We start from the raw sequence: 15,368 nt of genomic DNA, 5'->3' as shown, positions 1-15,368 counted from the left end.
TTTCTGGCTTTCGGCGATCAGGCTTGCGCGCTGCGCAGTTCCTCACGCCGTCGATCATAGGCGTCGACGATGTCGGCGATCTCGGGTAGCCCGGCGGCCCGCAGGCTGACGAAGGCTGTATCGAGGAACTTGAGATGTCCGAGCTCCAGGGCATGACTCAGCCAGAGCCGCGCGGCATCCCATTGCTGCTGAGCGAGTAGAACGGCGGCATGGCTGAATTGGCCGCGAAAGTCACCGGCCTCGGCGGAGCGTTGATACCAGTGGTGCGCCTTTGCGACATCGCGCGGTACACCGCGGCCTTCCTCCAGGCAGCGTCCGGTCAGGTTCATCGATTTTGCATGGCCGAGTTCGGCTGCCTGGTGATAAAGGTTGTAGGCCGCCGTTTCGTCCTGCGCGACGCCGCGGCTAGTCGCCAGCAGATTGGCCAGGTTGTACATGCCCCAGTCCAGGCCCATTTCTGTTGCGCGTTGGTAGAACCAACAGGCGCGTGCGGAATTCGCCGGGGTCCCCCAGCCGTGTTCGTGACAGCGCCCCGCCATGTTGCAGGCCATGGCGTGGCCACGCTTGGCGGCGATGCTGAACCAGATCAGGGCCAGCGCGGGATCTGCCGCTATACCGCGGCCGTCGAGCAGTATCTGTCCGAGCATCGCTTGCGCTTCGACTTCACCGGCCGCGGCTGCGGTCAGAACCAGTCGTGCGGCGCGGTGTGGCTCTGCGGCGAGGTCGCTGAGCCGTCCGCTATCCAGCGTTTCTTCGCGACGCAGAAAATGCACCATCAGACCTCGACCCAGCGACGCAGCAGGTTGTGATAAGTGCCGGTCAGTTGCACCAGAGATGGATGCTCCGGCACATCGGCTGTCAGCTGCTGGATGGCTTGGTCCATCTCGTAAAGCAGGGTGCGCTGGGCGTCCTCGCGCACCAGGCTTTGAATCCAGAAGAACGACGCCAGCCGCGCGCCGCGTGTAACCGGCTCGACCTTGTGCAGGCTGGTGCTGGGATAGAGCACCATGTCCCCGGCGGCGAACTTCACCCGCTGCGTGCCGTAGGTGTCGTGGATGATCAGCTCACCGCCGTCGTATTCGTCCGGATCGCTGAAGAACAGCGTCGCGGACAAATCGGTACGCACACGCTCGGCGCTGTTGCGTACCTGCCGCACGGCATTGTCGATGTGATAACCAAACTCGCCGCCTGCCGTGTAGCAGTTGAACAGAGGTGGAAAGACCTTGCTCGGCAGCGCCGCCGACATGAATTGTGGGTGCTGCCAGAGACGCTGCAGCATGGCTTCGGCTATTTCGCGAGCCAGAGAGTCATCCTCGGCCAGCTGCAGGTTGTGTTTGGCCTTGGCCGACTGATAGCCGGCAGTGACGCGGCCGTCCTGCCAATCGGCCTGTTCCATCGCGGTGCGGATACGGTCGGTTTCTTCTCGGGAAAACACATTGGCAATGCGTAGGAGCATGGATCACCAGCAGAGGGAGGAGTTGGCAATGATATTAGTTTGCATTTAGGTGTTTCAGAATGCGACAGAATGTATCAGAATGCGGCGCGCTAATAATAGCAATTCGCAGTTGCATCTACTCCCAAGGATCTGCATTTCATGTCGCGTCAGTCTCTAGAACTGGCCCAGCCACCTCGCGTGTTGGCTTCGGCTATCGGTGTTGCCCTTACCGCTTTTTCCGCTCCATCCATGGCCCAGGTCGTCCCCGCCCCGTCATCGCCCATCGAAGCGCCGGTAGCACTCGATGAAGTGACGGTGATCGGCGAGCAGGAGCAGACCTACAAGGCCGATACATCTGCCTCGAAGAAATACACGGCACCGCTGCGCGAGACACCGAAGTCGGTCACGGTTATCACCGATCAGGTGATCCGCGACACCGGTTCGCTCACGCTGGTCGATGCGTTGCGCACCACCTCCGGCATCACCTTCGGCGCGGGCGAGGGCGGCAACCCGGCGGGTGATCGGCCGATCATTCGCGGCTTCAACGCCGAGAGCGACACGTTCATCGATGGCTTGCGCGACGTGGGCTCGCAGACCCGCGAGATCTTCAACGTCGAAAGCATCGAGGTGAGCAAGGGGCCGGGCTCCGCTTATACCGGTGCTGGCTCCACCGGCGGCAGCCTCAATCTGATCAGCAAGACCGCCAAGCAGCGCGATTTCGGTGACGCTAGCGTGACCCTCGGCTCGGACCAGACACGCCGCTACACCCTGGACGTCAACCGCATGCTGGGTGACAACGTCGCCGGCCGCCTGAACCTGATGAAACACGAGGCCAACGTTGCCGGCCGCGATGGCGTGGACGTCAGCCGCTGGGGTGTGGCGCCGACGATCACCTTCGGCTTCGATACGCCGACCCGGGCGACGCTGTCCTACTACCACCTGGAAACGGACGACATGCCCGATTACGGCATTCCGCTGACGGTGGCCACGCCGGCCAATCCACGTCGCGAGCCGGTCAAGGTTGATCGCGACAACTTCTACGGTCTGAAGAGTCGCGATTTCCGTGAAAGCACCACGGATGCCGGCACCATTCGGCTCGAGCATGACCTGAACGAAAACCTGACCCTTTCCAACACCGCGCGTATCGCCCGCACCACACTGGATTACATCGTCACCAATCCGGACGACTCGCGTGGCAACGTGCCCAACGGCCTGGTTTCGCGTTCTGCCAAGAGCCGCAACTCCGATACCCAAAGCTGGGTCAACCAGACCGATCTGACGGCGCGATTCGACACCGGCGGCATCGAGCACACACTGGTGACGGGTGTGGAGATTAGCGATGTTGCCGTGCACAACCGGCCCTACGTGGTCACGCCTGGCGCGGGCGGCAACAGCTGCGGCGCTGCGCAGCTGGCTTCCGGCGACTGCACCAGTCTGTACAACCCGAGCCCCAAGGACGCCTGGACAGGTAGCATCGCGCGCAGCACCGCGACGACCGATACCGACACCGAAACACGAGCGGCGTATGTCTTCGATACGCTGAAGTTCAACGAGCAGTGGTCGCTGAACATGGGCCTGCGCTATGACGACTACGAAACGGTGCAGAAGGCCGTCTCCACCGCCGGTGTGGTGACCCGCCCGGAGAACAAGAGCCACTTCTGGAACTATCAGTTGGGCCTGGTCTTCAATCCGCTGCCCAACGGCAGTATCTACGCGGCCTGGTCGACCTCCAGCAACCCGTCCGGTGAGACCGGTGGCGAAGGTATCGACGCGCTCAGCGTGGGCAATCAGGTTCTCGATCCGGAGCGCAACCGTAACTACGAGATCGGCACCAAGTGGGACTTTCTGGACGAGCGTCTCGGCCTGACCGCTGCACTGTTCCGCACCGAGAAAACCAATGCGCGTGTGACCAACGCTAGCGGTTTCCAGGAGAGCATCGGCGAAACCCAAGTGGATGGTCTGGAGCTGGGTGCGACCGGTCAGATCACCCGTAACTGGCAGGTGTTCGCCAGCTATACGTACTTGGACGCCGAGCTGGTCAAGTCCGGTGCTGCCAATATCGGCACCCGCAACGCGCCAATCTATGTGGAAGGGTTGTATGACGGTAACGAGGTGCCCAGCACGCCGAAGCACAGCTTCAGCTTCTGGAATACCTACAACCTCACCCAGGACCTGACCATTGGCGGCGGTGCGACCTACGTCGACTCTCGCTTCGGTGACACTGCGAACAACATCGAGGTACCGGAGTACTGGCGCTACGATGCGATGGCTGCGTACCGAGTCAGCAAGAACCTAGACCTGCAACTGAACGTGCAGAACCTGACCGACAAGCGCTATTTCGATCAGGTTTACGGCAGCCACTATGCCCACGTCGCGGCAGGCCGTACCGCCTTGCTGAGTACCAACTTCCACTTCTGATCCCGCTGCGAAAAAGACAAAGGCCGCTCTTCGAAGCGGCCTTTGTCGTTATGGCGGATATCAGTACAGGTCGCGGCGATAGCGCCCCTGTTCGCTCAGTTGCTCCAGTCGCGCTTGGCCGAGCAGACCAAGCAGAATCTGCTGCACGTCCTGGCCCATTCCCTCGAGGCTGCCACATACGTAGATCGCCGCGCCCTGCTCGAGCCAGTGCCGCAGTTCGTCGGCAGCATCCCTTAAGGCATGCTGCACGTAGCGTTTTGCGGGTTGATCGCGCGAGAAGGCCAGGTCCAGCCGTTGCAGATGCCCGCTGTTGAGCCATTGGTTCAGTTCATCGCCGAAGAAACAATCGTGTGCCTCGTTGCGCTCCCCGAACAGCAGCCAGTTCCGCGAGCCCTGATCTCTGGCACGTTCGCGCAGGTGTGCGCGCAGTCCGCCGATGCCCGTGCCGTTACCGATCAGGATGAGCGGCGTTTCGGCAGCCGGGCCGTGGAAGCCGGAGTTGCTACGGATACGCATGTCAATCTCATCGCCAATGGCAGCATGGCGGCACAGCCAGCCTGAACCGAGTCCTAGCGCGCCGTCTGGATGGCGAGCTTCGCGCACTACCAGCTGCAGCGAACCATCGGCAAGTACCGAGGCAATGGAGTATTCGCGGTGGGGAAGCAAGGGCAGAGCCAGCAACGCCGTGGCGTCCAGGCCGTTCAGTTCTGCGACCTCGGGAATCCGTCGCCTGGACATCTGTACCGCCAGGCTCTGACCTTCGATCAGGGTTTGTGGATCGAGGCCAAGGCCTGCCAGCAGCGCTTCCGTGCGGGCCAGGTCGTGCCGCGGACCGACTTCCACGGTATCGCCGGCGCGCCAGCTCTGCGGACCATCCATAGGCACGAGCGTCAGCAGCTGCACCGGCGCGCCGGCACTGCCAGGGTTGAGGCAGCGGCGCCCGGTGAGTTGCCAGCGTTGATAGGGTGCCGGCAGCCAGTCGCTGAAGTCGCCGTTGCCGCTCAGATGAGCCAGCTGGTGTTGCCAGTGGCGCAGCACGCCGTGGTCGGCTCGGTCTGCTTCCAGGCGATCGAACAGCGCAATGGCGCCGAATTGGCGCAGGCGCTCATCGAGACGCTGGCCAAATGCACAGAAATGGCGGTACTGGCGGTCACCGAAAGCCAGCACGGCGTACTCCAGATCGTGTAATGCGGGGCTTATCGCGGCCAATCGCCGTTCGAAGCGTGCGCCATTGTCCGGCGCTTCACCTTCGCCGTAGGTGCTAACGACGAACAGCAGGCGTTGGGCGGGCAGTCGGTCCGGCTCCAGCGCATTCAGCGGCAGTAACTGTACGGTCAGCCCCCCTTCGCGAAGCTGCTCGGCGCTGCGCTCGGCATAGAGTTGGGCTTGCCCGCCCTGACTGGCATAGGTCACCACCAGGGCGGAGGCCGCGTGGGCAGGGGTCACTTTGCGGCGCAGCTGCTTACGGCAGCAGTACAGCGACATGGCTATGTAGACCATGACGACCACGGCCGCGCTGAGCTCCCGCGGCGGTTGCCACCACAGCAGCAGCGCAGCGATCACGATGCAGCCGATCAGCGGCGTTACGCGCCGAATGGATTGAAAAGGCGAGGGCAAGGCGCGGACTCGGTGGCGGCAAATGAGGTATTTGGCGCTGCCTGAGCGTCAGTGACGACCCAGGCAGCGTGCGGGCCTCAGGGTGCCAGCACTTCCAGGGTGGCGCTGTAGCTGGCGCGGCGCTCGGTGGCCGGCTTGCTTACGCCCTTGTCGGTTTTTAGCTCGGCCTCGAGCCAGTACATGCCAGCGTTCGGCCAGGTGATGCTGACCTTGCCCTGGGCATCGGTTTTGGCGTTGATTTCACCCAGTTCGTCGCGATAGCGGTTGCCGCCCGGGATTATGCTGATCTCGATATCCGCAGCCGGCTTGCCGTCGAGCAGGAACATGAACTCGGCTGCTTCGCCAGCAAACAGGTCGTTGGGGTGAGTGACAGGCTTGAGCTCCAGACCTACGCCGGTCGGCGCGAGGACTTCGGTGGTGGGCGCGCCGGAAGTCACGAACACTTCCATGCGGCTGTTGTTCTGGCTGACCTTGAGGCCTTCCGCCTTGGCCGGGACGTCCTTGGCAAAGCTCTCGGCCGAGCCCATCCAGCGGCGCGTTTCGCCCTTTTCCTTCCAGCTGGCAAACAGCCCGCTGCTGGCAACTGTCAATTTGTACGTTCCCTTCTGGCTCAGCTGCACGTCGAAGGTGCTGCGGTAGCGGCCGACAGCGCCGTTCTGCGCGGATACCTTCGAGCCGTCCGGCGCGATGATCTGCAACTCCGGTGTCGGGCGGCGCATCCCCGGCGGGCCACCCGCAGATGCCTGAGCCTCTTCGCCGATGCCTTTGAGGCGCATCGGAAAGTGCTCGAAGTAGAACAGGTCGTTGGAGACGGCGGCGTCGACGGTAACCCAAGGCTCTTCGCCGGAGAGCACCGTGGCAGAAGGCAGCATCCAGGCGCGGTGGGCCTGAGCCGATAGGGGCAGGCAGACGGCGAGGGCCAGGGCGGTCCATTTGATGACGGGTTTCATGGCGTGCTTCCTGTTCATGGGGTCAGGGTGAGGGTGATTGCGCCCAGTTCACTCTGGCCCTGGGCTTTATGATTGGCGCTCTGCTGGGGTGGCCAGCTGAACGGAACGCGCAGCAACTCGCGGCCACCGACTTCGCGGGCCGCTTCGACCACCAGGCGGTATTCGCCAGCTTCCAGTGCCTTCAGGGGTGCCTGCTGATCCGAGAACTTCAGCGAGTGGCTGCCTACAGCGCGGGTGGCGCCGCTGACGCCATCGACCGGCATTTCGAGGCTGCGGCCGCTACGGCGCCACCACTGGCGCAGGTCCTTGAGCCATTTCTCACCTTCTTTGTCCTTGAGCTTGGTGTCGTACCACACCGCCAGGTTGGCAACATGGCTCTGATCCGGGCGCTCCAGCCAGATGGCGACGTAGGGGCGGTGGTACTCGGCGACATCCAGGCGGGGAATCTCCACGTCCAGCTGCAGGTCCGCCGCGTATAGCGGGGCGCTCAGTAGGGCGAGGGGCAACAACAGGCGTTTACGCATGAGCAGTCCTTAATGAATGAAAAGCAGCGCCAGCAACAGCGGGATCACCAGCCCCAGGCCCACCAGCGGCCAGGTAGTGGGACGATTGCTGGCGTGACGATGCAGAAGCAGCAGACCGGTGAGGCTGAACACCACACAGGCAACGGCAAAGAAGTCGATGAACCAGCTCCAGGCTTCGCCGGTATGGCGGCCTTTATGCAGGTCGTTGAAATAGGCGATCCAGCCGCGATCGGTCGACTCGTATTCCAGCTCGCCGCTTTCCAGGCTCAGGCTCAGCCAGGCGTCGCCGCCCGGGCGGGGCAGGGCGACATAGAGTTCGCCATCGCTCCACTCGGCGTCACGACCGGTCAGGCGTAGGTCCAGGGCCTGTTCCAGCCACACCTGCAGCTCAGCGGGCAAGCCGTCCTCTGGGGCATCGGCCTGCAAGCGGCTGAGCAACGACTCGGGCAACTGTTCGCCGCGGGTTTCGACCAGCGGTTTGCTTTCGATCTGCCCAGCATGGTTGAGCGTGATGCCGGTTACCGAGAACAACAGCATGCCGACCAGGCACAGGGCAGAGCTGATCCAGTGCCATTGGCGCAGAGTGCCGAGCCAGAAATGCATGGTGGTCCTTGTGGTGCCGTGGGGTGGGCGAATTCTAGGGCGACTGGCTGCGTTGATGCTAAACATTTACAAACAGCATACATTCGCGTTTTGGCTGCCGGGGCTGTGCCTGAAACAACGAAGCCGGGTTAGACCCGGCTCGTCGACCTTCTGGGCGGTCAGAAGGTGAAGTTGGCGGATAGCCACAGACGACGGCCTTCTTCCATTACCCCGGTAGTGCCGGCAGTTGAGTGGGAGAAGTCGGTGCCATAGGCTGTGCCGTTCGCCACGCCGCCACCGACGCCACTTGGGTTGGGGGAGGAGTAGGTCGTGTAAGCCTTGCCGTCGACGAAATCCTTGTCCAGCAAGTTGTAGATAGCCGCGTTGAAGGTCAGGTTTTCCGAAGCCCGGAAGGACCCGCCTAGATGGAACAGCGTGTACGCCTTGGTGTTCTTGCCCAACGTGTCGTAGATGGACTGGTTGGTGGAGTAGGTACCGTTGGCGTTGGCAAGATTCTCGTACGAGGAAGTGAAGCGTGAGCGCTCGCCGCGGTATTCGCTCTTCAACCAGAGATTCAGACGGTCGGTGGTCTGCCAGTTCAGCTTGGCATTGGCGAGGTGCTCCGGCGTGTTTGTCAGGCGTTCGCCTTTGTTGTCACCACTCTTCTGCTCGCTGTCCGTATAGGTGTAGTTGGCGCTCAACGTCCAGGCTGGGGCGAACGTCCAGCTTGCGGCTAGTTCCAGGCCTTGGGTGATGGCCTCGTCGATGTTTATCTGTTGCGCATAACTGCCGTTGGGAATTCCCGGGCGTCCGGTGATCTGGATGGGGTCGCCGCTGGCGATTTTGTCCTTGAACTTGTTGTGGAACAGCGTGGCATTGGCGTTGAAACCAGCCAGGTTGTCGAAGTACACGCCGAACTCGGTGCTCGTCGTGGTTTCCGGCTCGAGATCAGAGTTGCCGATGGTGATGACCTGCCCCTGACGTGTGGCGCCATTCACGCCGGAGTGAAGGTCGTTCAGGTCCGGCGTGCGGTAGCCACGGCTCACGCCGCCCTTCATGGTCCAGGTGTCGGACGTGTTCCAGACGAGGTAAGCGCGTGGGCTGACGTGACCGCCAAAGGCTTCGTGATCGTCATAGCGGGCACCCAGTGTCAGCGCCAGATCTTCACGCAGGCGCCACTCGTCTTCGGCGAAGACTGCCCATGTTTTCTGCTCGAACGTGGCCTGAGCGATGCCGTCATCCATCTCGGCTTTCCACCACTGGCCACCAACCGTGGCGATGTGCGACTCACCCACAGGGGCGACCAGTTTGGTGTCCAGCACCAGATTGGTCGTCTCCAATTCGCGGGGCGCACCGCCAATGGCACCTGGCACCGCGGTCGCGCTGCCGATGGTGCCGGGAATGGTGCGGCCAATGGTTTCGGTCGTGTTGTGCATCAGGCTGGATTCCAGCGTGCCAAAACCCAGGCGGCCGGTATGGGTGAGTGCGATCTGCTCACGTTCGAAACGAAGCTCGTCGTCGTAACCATTTGCCCGGGTGGCCGCACTGGCGGTGCACTCCTGATTCTGGCCATCCAGGCTGCCGAGCTGACATTCGTCGTTGTTGTAGATCTGGCGACCACGTTCCACGTCCAGCCCGAAATCGTGATCCTCGTGCGGTGTCAGCGTCAGGCGTGCACCCATGTTGTGCGTGCGGCCCTCGACGGGGGATGGACCGCGCTTGCTCACTTCGATGCCGTTGCCATAGGTCAGATCCGACTCCTGGCGGTCAAATAGGCTGCCGCGCAGCTGCAGGCCCAGCAAGCCATCGACCAGCGGGCCACTAGCGTAGATGCTGGTGTTGCGGGTATCGCCGAAGTCGCGATCTTCCTGATAGGTGTAATCCTGCGTCAGCGATCCGGACCATTCCTTGGCCACCTTGCGGGTAATGATGTTGACCACGCCGCCCATGGCGTCGGAGCCATAAAGCGTCGACATCGGGCCGCGGATGACTTCGATGCGCTCGATGGCGGACAGCGGCGGCATGAAGCTGGTGGACGTTTCGTTGAAGCCGTTGGGCGTGACGTTGCCGGCCGCGTTCTGGCGGCGACCGTCGATCAGGATCAGGGTGTACTGGCTCGGCATGCCCCGGATGCTAATATTCAATCCACCGGTCTTGCCTGTGCCCTGGCCGATGTCGATACCTTCCACGTCCCCCAGAGCCTGGGCCAGATTGTTGTAACGCTTCTGCTGCAGCTCTTCACGGCTGATAACGCTGATGCTCGCTGGCGCCTCGGTTATCTTCTGTTCGAAACCTGAAGCGCTCACTACCGTGTCACTGAGCGTGACAGGTGAATTCTGAGCGAAGGCCGCAAAACTGCAGCCAATCATGGCGCAGGACAGGGCGGTACGTGCGAAGGGAATAGACATGCGGGCTCCTTGTGGCCGTCTCGTTGGCGCCCGCATGATAATCATTCGTAAACGAGAATTTACGATTTACTGCACTGCGTTCTCATATGGCCCGCCAGATCGGGCGGCAGCCCTTGTATGGCGCGGGCTGACCATTTGTAAGAAGATATTTACAAGCAGTCCAAATGGTCCGTTTCGTTCACGGCATCTGCACTTCGATGACGCCATCAGCGCTGATCGTGACCTGGCGAGTGCCGGCCTCAATCTCGGGGATGGGTGCCGATTCCATCATGTCCATCTTCATCGCACTGCTACGCATGACCGGCTGGAATCCCCCGCCGTTGAGGTTGAGACTCACCAGTTTGTATCCATTGCCACCGAGCGCTTCTGTTGCCAGCTGGGCGCGCGCCTGGAACGCGGCGACGGCATCCTTGAGCAGCGCGTCCTCGTTCTGCTTGCGGATCGGGTCGGAGACGCTGAAGTGCATGCCGCCCATCTTCAGGCTCTTCATCAGTTCGGCAGTCAGCTTGGACAGGCTGGCAAAATCGCCACTTTCCAGACGCACCTCGGCGCGCTCTCGCCAGCCGGTAATCTGCTGGCCCTTGTCGTCGTAGATCGGATAGCTGTTGCGGCTGCCCTGGCTGACGATCACTTCCTTGCTCTGGCGGGCTGTCTGCAGGGCCTGATTCAACGTGCGGGTGGTCTGTGCTGCAAGCTCGGCCGGATCGCTGTGCTGTGCCTCGCTGTAGAGCGTGACATGCATCCGGTCATGGGCCACTTCGCTGCTGACCTCGGCGCGCAGGGCGACCTGGTTGTAACGAGAATCCTCGGCAAGAGCGGGCAGCGTGGCGAAGCTCGCAACGGCTGCCAGCAGGGCAGCGCTGCGGAAGAAGGTTTGATGCATGATGGATCCTTAGCAATGGCACCGGGACGGTGCAATAGCACAAGACTCTACCTCCGCTGGGGAATGTATGCAGCTGCCAGTGCGTCGAGTTGCCGCATTTCAGCGTGTCGGCAGATGGCTTGGTTATACTCCGCCGACTTGTTGGAGACCCCATGTACGCATCCGTCCCGCTGCTGTCGGCCAGCCGGCAGAATCTTCGGCTTCTGACTCTTATACGCATTGTGGTGCTGGCTGCGCAGTCCGGCGCCGTAGGTGTGGCCTACGCGACCCAGATGCTGACGCTGCCATGGCTTGCGCTGGGCATCACCCTGGCCGTCTCGGCGGTGCTCTGTCTGGGCACGGCGCTACGTTTGCGCGGTCCCTGGCCGGTCACCGAGCTTGAGTACGCCGTGCATCTGGGCTGCGACCTGATGGTCCATAGCGCGCTGCTGTACTACTCCGGCGGCTCGACCAACCCCTTCGTGTCCTACTATCTGGTGCCGCTGACCATCGCTGCGGCAACCCTGCCTTGGCTGTATTCCATCGTGCTGTCCGGCCTGGCGCTGCTGGGCTATACGCTGATGCTGGTGTGGTACGACCCGCTCACCCTTCCACCTTTCGAGCGAGCCACCCTGCAGGTGTATGGCATGTGGCTGAGTTTTGCGCTGGCGGCCGCGCTGATCACCTTCTTTGTCGCGCGCATGGCCGAGCAGTTGCGCCGCCAGGAGCAGCAGCAGGCCCAGCGTCGCGAAGAAAGCATGCGCGATCAGCAATTGCTGGCGGTTGCGACCCAGGCAGCCGGTGCGGCCCATGAGCTTGGCACGCCGCTGGCTACGATGAGCGTGTTGCTCAAGGAATTGCGCCAGGAATACAAGGATCCGCAACTGAGTGAGGATCTCGGCCTGCTGCAGTCGCAGGTTCAGCTCTGCAAGGAGAGCCTGCGACAGCTGGTCCGGGCGGCCGAGGCTGACCGCCGCCAGGCAGTGGTCGAGCAGACGGCTCGCGAATGGGCTGACTCGGTCTTGCAGCGCTGGCACCTGATGCGTCCGGAGGCGACCTATCGTTTCCACTGCGTGGGGCTAGGCAGCGCGCCGCGTCTGATGCCGCCAGCCGACCTCAGTCAGTCGCTGCTTAATCTGCTGAACAACGCGACTGACGCCAGCCCCGAGGATCTGGAAATACGCCTGGACTGGGATGCGCAGTGGATCAGGCTGACCATCCGCGACCACGGCGCTGGCGTGCCGCTGGCCATTGCCGAGCAGATCGGCAGACCGTTCATCACGACCAAGGGCAAGGGGTTTGGCCTTGGTCTGTTTCTCAGCCAGGCCAGCGTCACCCGCGCTGGCGGCACAGTGAAGCTCTACAATCACGAAGAAGGTGGCACACTGACCGAACTGCGTCTGCCGCATGGCTCGGTACGCGCGTGACCCTGATCGTGACCAATGCGAGGAATGCACAGATGACCGACGAGTTGCAGCAAGAGGGTGAAGAACAACCTCACCTGCTGTTGGTGGATGACGATCCGACGTTCACCCGGGTGATGGCTCGCGCCATGAGCCGCCGTGGCCTGCAGGTCAGCATCGCTGGCTCGGCCGAAGAGGGGCTGGCCCTGGCCAAGCAGGATATTCCCGACTATGCGGTGCTGGACCTGAAAATGGAGGGCGATTCGGGGCTGGTGCTGTTACCCAAGCTGCTCGAGCTGGACCCGGAAATGCGGGTGCTGATCCTGACCGGCTATTCCAGCATCGCGACAGCGGTGGAGGCGATCAAGCGCGGTGCGTGCAACTACCTGTGCAAGCCTGCCGACGCCGATGATGTGTTGGCAGCACTGCTATCCCAGCACGCCGACCTCGACAGCCTGGTGCCGGAAAACCCCATGTCGGTCGACCGCCTGCAGTGGGAGCATATCCAGCGGGTCCTCGGCGAGCATGATGGCAACATCTCCGCCACGGCTAGAGCGCTGGGCATGCACCGTCGGACATTGCAGCGCAAGCTGCAGAAACGTCCGGTTCGACGCTAACCCGCAGGCAGCTTCGCGAGGGCCGGACGTCGCCAGCGACACGGCCGTTGAGCCCTCGGGTAGCTCATGCTTTATGCTTGCACCTCTCGTAGTTGCAGGCTTTCTCCATGCTTCCCCTCGTACTCCAGACCCTGAGCGTCACTGCTCCGGTGTTTGCCATGCTATTTCTCGGCGTCGCGCTCATGCGCCTGCGCTGGATCGACTCGGCGTTCGTCCATACTGCCTCGTCGCTGGTGTTCAAGGGCACCATGCCGACGCTACTGTTCATCTCGATCATCAAGGCCGATCTGAGTGCCGCGCTGCAGCCTGCACTGCTGCTCTATTTCGTTCTCGCCACGATAGCCACCTTTGCTTTGGCATGGGTCTGGGCTCTATGGCGCTGCCCGGCGCCCGACCGCGGTGTGTACGTTCAGGGTGCATTTCGTGGCAACAACGGAATCGTCGGTTTGGCGCTGGCCAGCAGTCTTTATGGCGATTACGGCCTTTCGCTCGGTGGCGTGCTCGCGGGCGTGGTGATCCTGGTCTACAACAGCCTGTCCGCAGTGGTCCTGGCTATCTATAGCCCCGACGGGCGCGTCGGTCCGAAGGACATTCTGCTGAGCATTCTGCGCAACCCCTTGATTATCGGTGTGGTGGCGGCTGTGCCGTTCGCCTATTGGCAAGTCGCCTTGCCCGGCTGGCTGATGACGTCGGGTCAGTACTTCGCGCAGATGACCTTGCCGCTGGCGCTCATATGTATAGGCGCCACGCTTTCTCTGGATGCATTGCGCAAGAGCAGTGGCAGCGCGCTCAGTTCGAGCCTGATGAAAATGGTCTGGTTGCCCGCGTTCGCAACGCTGGGTGCCTGGATCTGCGGCTTTCGCGATGCGGAGCTGGGCATCCTGTTTCTTTATTTCGCCAGCCCGACGGCGGCAGCGAGCTTCGTCATGGCGCGCGCCGTGAACTCCAACCACCAACTGGCCGCGACCATCATCGTTATCACGACGCTGATGGCGGCAGTGAGCATAAATGCCGGGCTGTTCCTGTTGGGCTGGCTGGAGTGGATCTAGTCAGCAAGCGTCAACGATCTCGAAGCCGTTCGTCGCCAACGCGCTTATTCGGTTTAAGAATCGCAGCGCGATGGTCGTAATCGGTCATCAGGCCTCAGAAAAAAAAGTGCGTTTCCGTCAAATTGCCCTGGACGTTCAACGGCTTGCCTATCGAGGCGGCCGCTCTATGTTCTAGGGAATCATTCATGGCATTTTTCACACCTACGAACCGATCGCTGACGCGTGGCGATATCCGTGTGGTGAACCCGCGCCGACTCGCGCTGACCGCTCTGGCGGTGGTGCTGACAGTGAGCCTGGGTAGCTTCGCTGGCGGAATCTGGGTCGCCAGTGATCGGCTTGTTCAGGCTGAGATCACCTTGCAGGACGAGGCTGGCGAAGATGAAGGCCGCTTCGCCATTGCTCGTGTAGGCGAGGTGGTTGGGCGCTTGAAGTCCCTCGAATCCGATCTGCTCGCGCTGCAGCAGATGCTGGATCAGCAACAGGTTCTGCACGGTCAGTTGTCCGCTCTGGATCCAGCGCTGCTGCCAGTGCTCGCGCCTGATCGTCCTGCGCGTGCAGGGCAGGGCGGTGCGCTATTGCCGCCTCGAAGCTGCTCTGGCGAGCTGTCGGCAGATAGCGATCATGCGACGCTTGCTGATCTGCGGCGCAGCGATACCTCGGCGCGCTGCATGCGCGTGATGCTCGATAGCCTGATGCAGCGAGTGGCCGAGCGTAATGCAGCGCTCATGGCCATCCCATCGAAACGGCCGGTAGGCGACGCTCGTCTGGGCTCCTCGTTTGGCAATCGTATCGATCCGTTCCGTAAGACCTTGGCGTTCCATTCGGGAATTGATTTCGCCTTGAAGACCGGTTCCGATGTCATGGCCGCGGCGGGTGGTCGGGTGCGTTTCGCGGGATACCGCGGCGCCTACGGCAAGCTGGTGGAAATCGATCATGGCAATCGCCTGATTACGCGCTACGCGCACCTGTCGCGACTGGATGTGCGTCAAGGCGACGTGGTCACGCCAGCGCAGCGCATCGGCGCTGTCGGTTCCACCGGGCGCTCTACCGGCCCCCATCTGCATTTCGAAGTGCTGCACAAAGGTCGCTTCGTCGACCCGCAGCGTTTCCTGGCACTTGGCGATCTGGAGCGCGTCAGCGATGGCCTGGCTGAGGACTAAACGCCCCACTACCCGCGAACTGCTGCGCGCGGAACACCGTCCGCATGCTGCTCGAAGCTTACGCACGGGACGCTGGATCATTTTCGGTCTGCTCTGCGTGATCGGCGCGTTGCTTTATCTGCGCGGCCAGGAGCAGGCCGTACATACGCAGCGGATCGCGGCACTGGATCGGGAGACTCAGGCGTTGAGGGTTCAGTTGGAGCAGAGCCGACTGCAGCGTCAGGAGACTCAGGCCACCGAAGAGCAGTTGCTCAGACGTATCGCCACGCTATCGGCGCAGGTCGAGCGCTTGCAGACCGATCTGGCTTTCTTTCGTCAGCAGAAGAAAGCCCGTTAACTTTCT

At 62.1% G+C, this 15,368-nt stretch carries 14 protein-coding genes; 6 read left to right on the top strand and 8 right to left on the bottom strand.

Annotated features, from left to right (window positions below; genetic code table 11):
- Positions 1-17 precede the first annotated feature (17 nt).
- Together SM130_RS17305 and SM130_RS17300 are read right to left on the bottom strand one after the other, a co-directional pair.
- Positions 18-776, bottom strand: a complete 759-nt coding sequence (locus SM130_RS17305; RefSeq protein ID WP_102824833.1) for a tetratricopeptide repeat protein — start codon at positions 774-776, stop codon at positions 18-20.
- Entirely contained in the window at positions 776-1,456 is a 681-nt protein-coding gene (locus tag SM130_RS17300) for a Fe2+-dependent dioxygenase (protein ID WP_102824834.1), read from the bottom strand. The genes SM130_RS17305 and SM130_RS17300 overlap by 1 nt, the downstream gene beginning before the upstream one ends.
- A gap of 138 nt (positions 1,457-1,594) precedes the next feature.
- Here SM130_RS17300 and SM130_RS17295 point away from each other — a divergent pair, with 138 nt between their 5' ends.
- Positions 1,595-3,853 (top strand): TonB-dependent receptor, encoded by a 2,259-nt coding sequence (locus SM130_RS17295; protein ID WP_102824835.1) that lies wholly within the window; start codon positions 1,595-1,597, stop codon positions 3,851-3,853.
- A 60-nt stretch (positions 3,854-3,913) separates the two neighbouring features.
- On the opposite strand, the gene SM130_RS17290 is transcribed toward SM130_RS17295, so the two are convergent.
- The 6 genes from SM130_RS17290 to SM130_RS17265 all read right to left on the bottom strand — a co-directional run bounded on the left by SM130_RS17290 (position 3,914) and on the right by SM130_RS17265 (position 10,817).
- Positions 3,914-5,470 carry a sulfite reductase subunit alpha gene (locus SM130_RS17290; protein WP_102824836.1) on the bottom strand — a complete coding sequence of 519 codons (1,557 nt, stop codon included), beginning with the start codon at positions 5,468-5,470 and terminating at the stop codon, positions 3,914-3,916.
- Between the two features lie 77 nt (positions 5,471-5,547).
- Positions 5,548-6,420 (bottom strand): DUF4198 domain-containing protein, encoded by an 873-nt coding sequence (locus SM130_RS17285; RefSeq protein ID WP_102824837.1) that lies wholly within the window; start codon positions 6,418-6,420, stop codon positions 5,548-5,550.
- A gap of 14 nt (positions 6,421-6,434) precedes the next feature.
- Positions 6,435-6,944, bottom strand: coding sequence for a DUF2271 domain-containing protein (locus SM130_RS17280; protein WP_102824838.1), 510 nt, complete (start codon positions 6,942-6,944; stop codon positions 6,435-6,437).
- Positions 6,945-6,953: 9 nt separating this feature from the next.
- Positions 6,954-7,547 (bottom strand): PepSY-associated TM helix domain-containing protein, encoded by a 594-nt coding sequence (locus SM130_RS17275; protein WP_102824839.1) that lies wholly within the window; start codon positions 7,545-7,547, stop codon positions 6,954-6,956.
- Between the two features lie 158 nt (positions 7,548-7,705).
- Positions 7,706-9,934, bottom strand: a complete 2,229-nt coding sequence (locus SM130_RS17270) for a TonB-dependent receptor domain-containing protein (protein ID WP_102824840.1) — start codon at positions 9,932-9,934, stop codon at positions 7,706-7,708.
- A 178-nt stretch (positions 9,935-10,112) separates the two neighbouring features.
- Positions 10,113-10,817, bottom strand: a complete 705-nt coding sequence (locus SM130_RS17265; protein ID WP_102824841.1) for an SIMPL domain-containing protein — start codon at positions 10,815-10,817, stop codon at positions 10,113-10,115.
- 152 nt (positions 10,818-10,969) lie between these two features.
- On the opposite strand from SM130_RS17265, the gene SM130_RS17260 reads away from it, so the two are divergent.
- From SM130_RS17260 to SM130_RS17240, 5 genes are all read left to right on the top strand, one after another.
- Positions 10,970-12,223, top strand: coding sequence for an ATP-binding protein (locus tag SM130_RS17260; RefSeq protein WP_102824842.1), 1,254 nt, complete (start codon positions 10,970-10,972; stop codon positions 12,221-12,223).
- A 32-nt stretch (positions 12,224-12,255) separates the two neighbouring features.
- Positions 12,256-12,816 (top strand): response regulator transcription factor, encoded by a 561-nt coding sequence (locus SM130_RS17255; RefSeq protein ID WP_102824843.1) that lies wholly within the window; start codon positions 12,256-12,258, stop codon positions 12,814-12,816.
- A 107-nt stretch (positions 12,817-12,923) separates the two neighbouring features.
- Entirely contained in the window at positions 12,924-13,865 is a 942-nt protein-coding gene (locus SM130_RS17250) for an AEC family transporter (RefSeq protein WP_102824844.1), read from the top strand.
- A gap of 185 nt (positions 13,866-14,050) precedes the next feature.
- A complete protein-coding gene (locus tag SM130_RS17245; protein WP_102824845.1) occupies positions 14,051-15,025 on the top strand; it encodes a M23 family metallopeptidase in 975 nt (324 codons plus the stop codon).
- A complete protein-coding gene (locus tag SM130_RS17240; protein ID WP_102824846.1) occupies positions 15,006-15,362 on the top strand; it encodes a hypothetical protein in 357 nt (118 codons plus the stop codon). The genes SM130_RS17245 and SM130_RS17240 overlap by 20 nt, the downstream gene beginning before the upstream one ends.
- Positions 15,363-15,368: the final 6 nt, after the last annotated feature.

Source organism: Stutzerimonas stutzeri (assembly GCF_038561965.1).
Lineage (GTDB): Bacteria > Pseudomonadota > Gammaproteobacteria > Pseudomonadales > Pseudomonadaceae > Stutzerimonas > Stutzerimonas stutzeri_AA.
The sequence above is the reverse complement of the archived record's forward strand: the minus strand, read 5'-3'. Positions and strand labels throughout refer to the sequence as shown.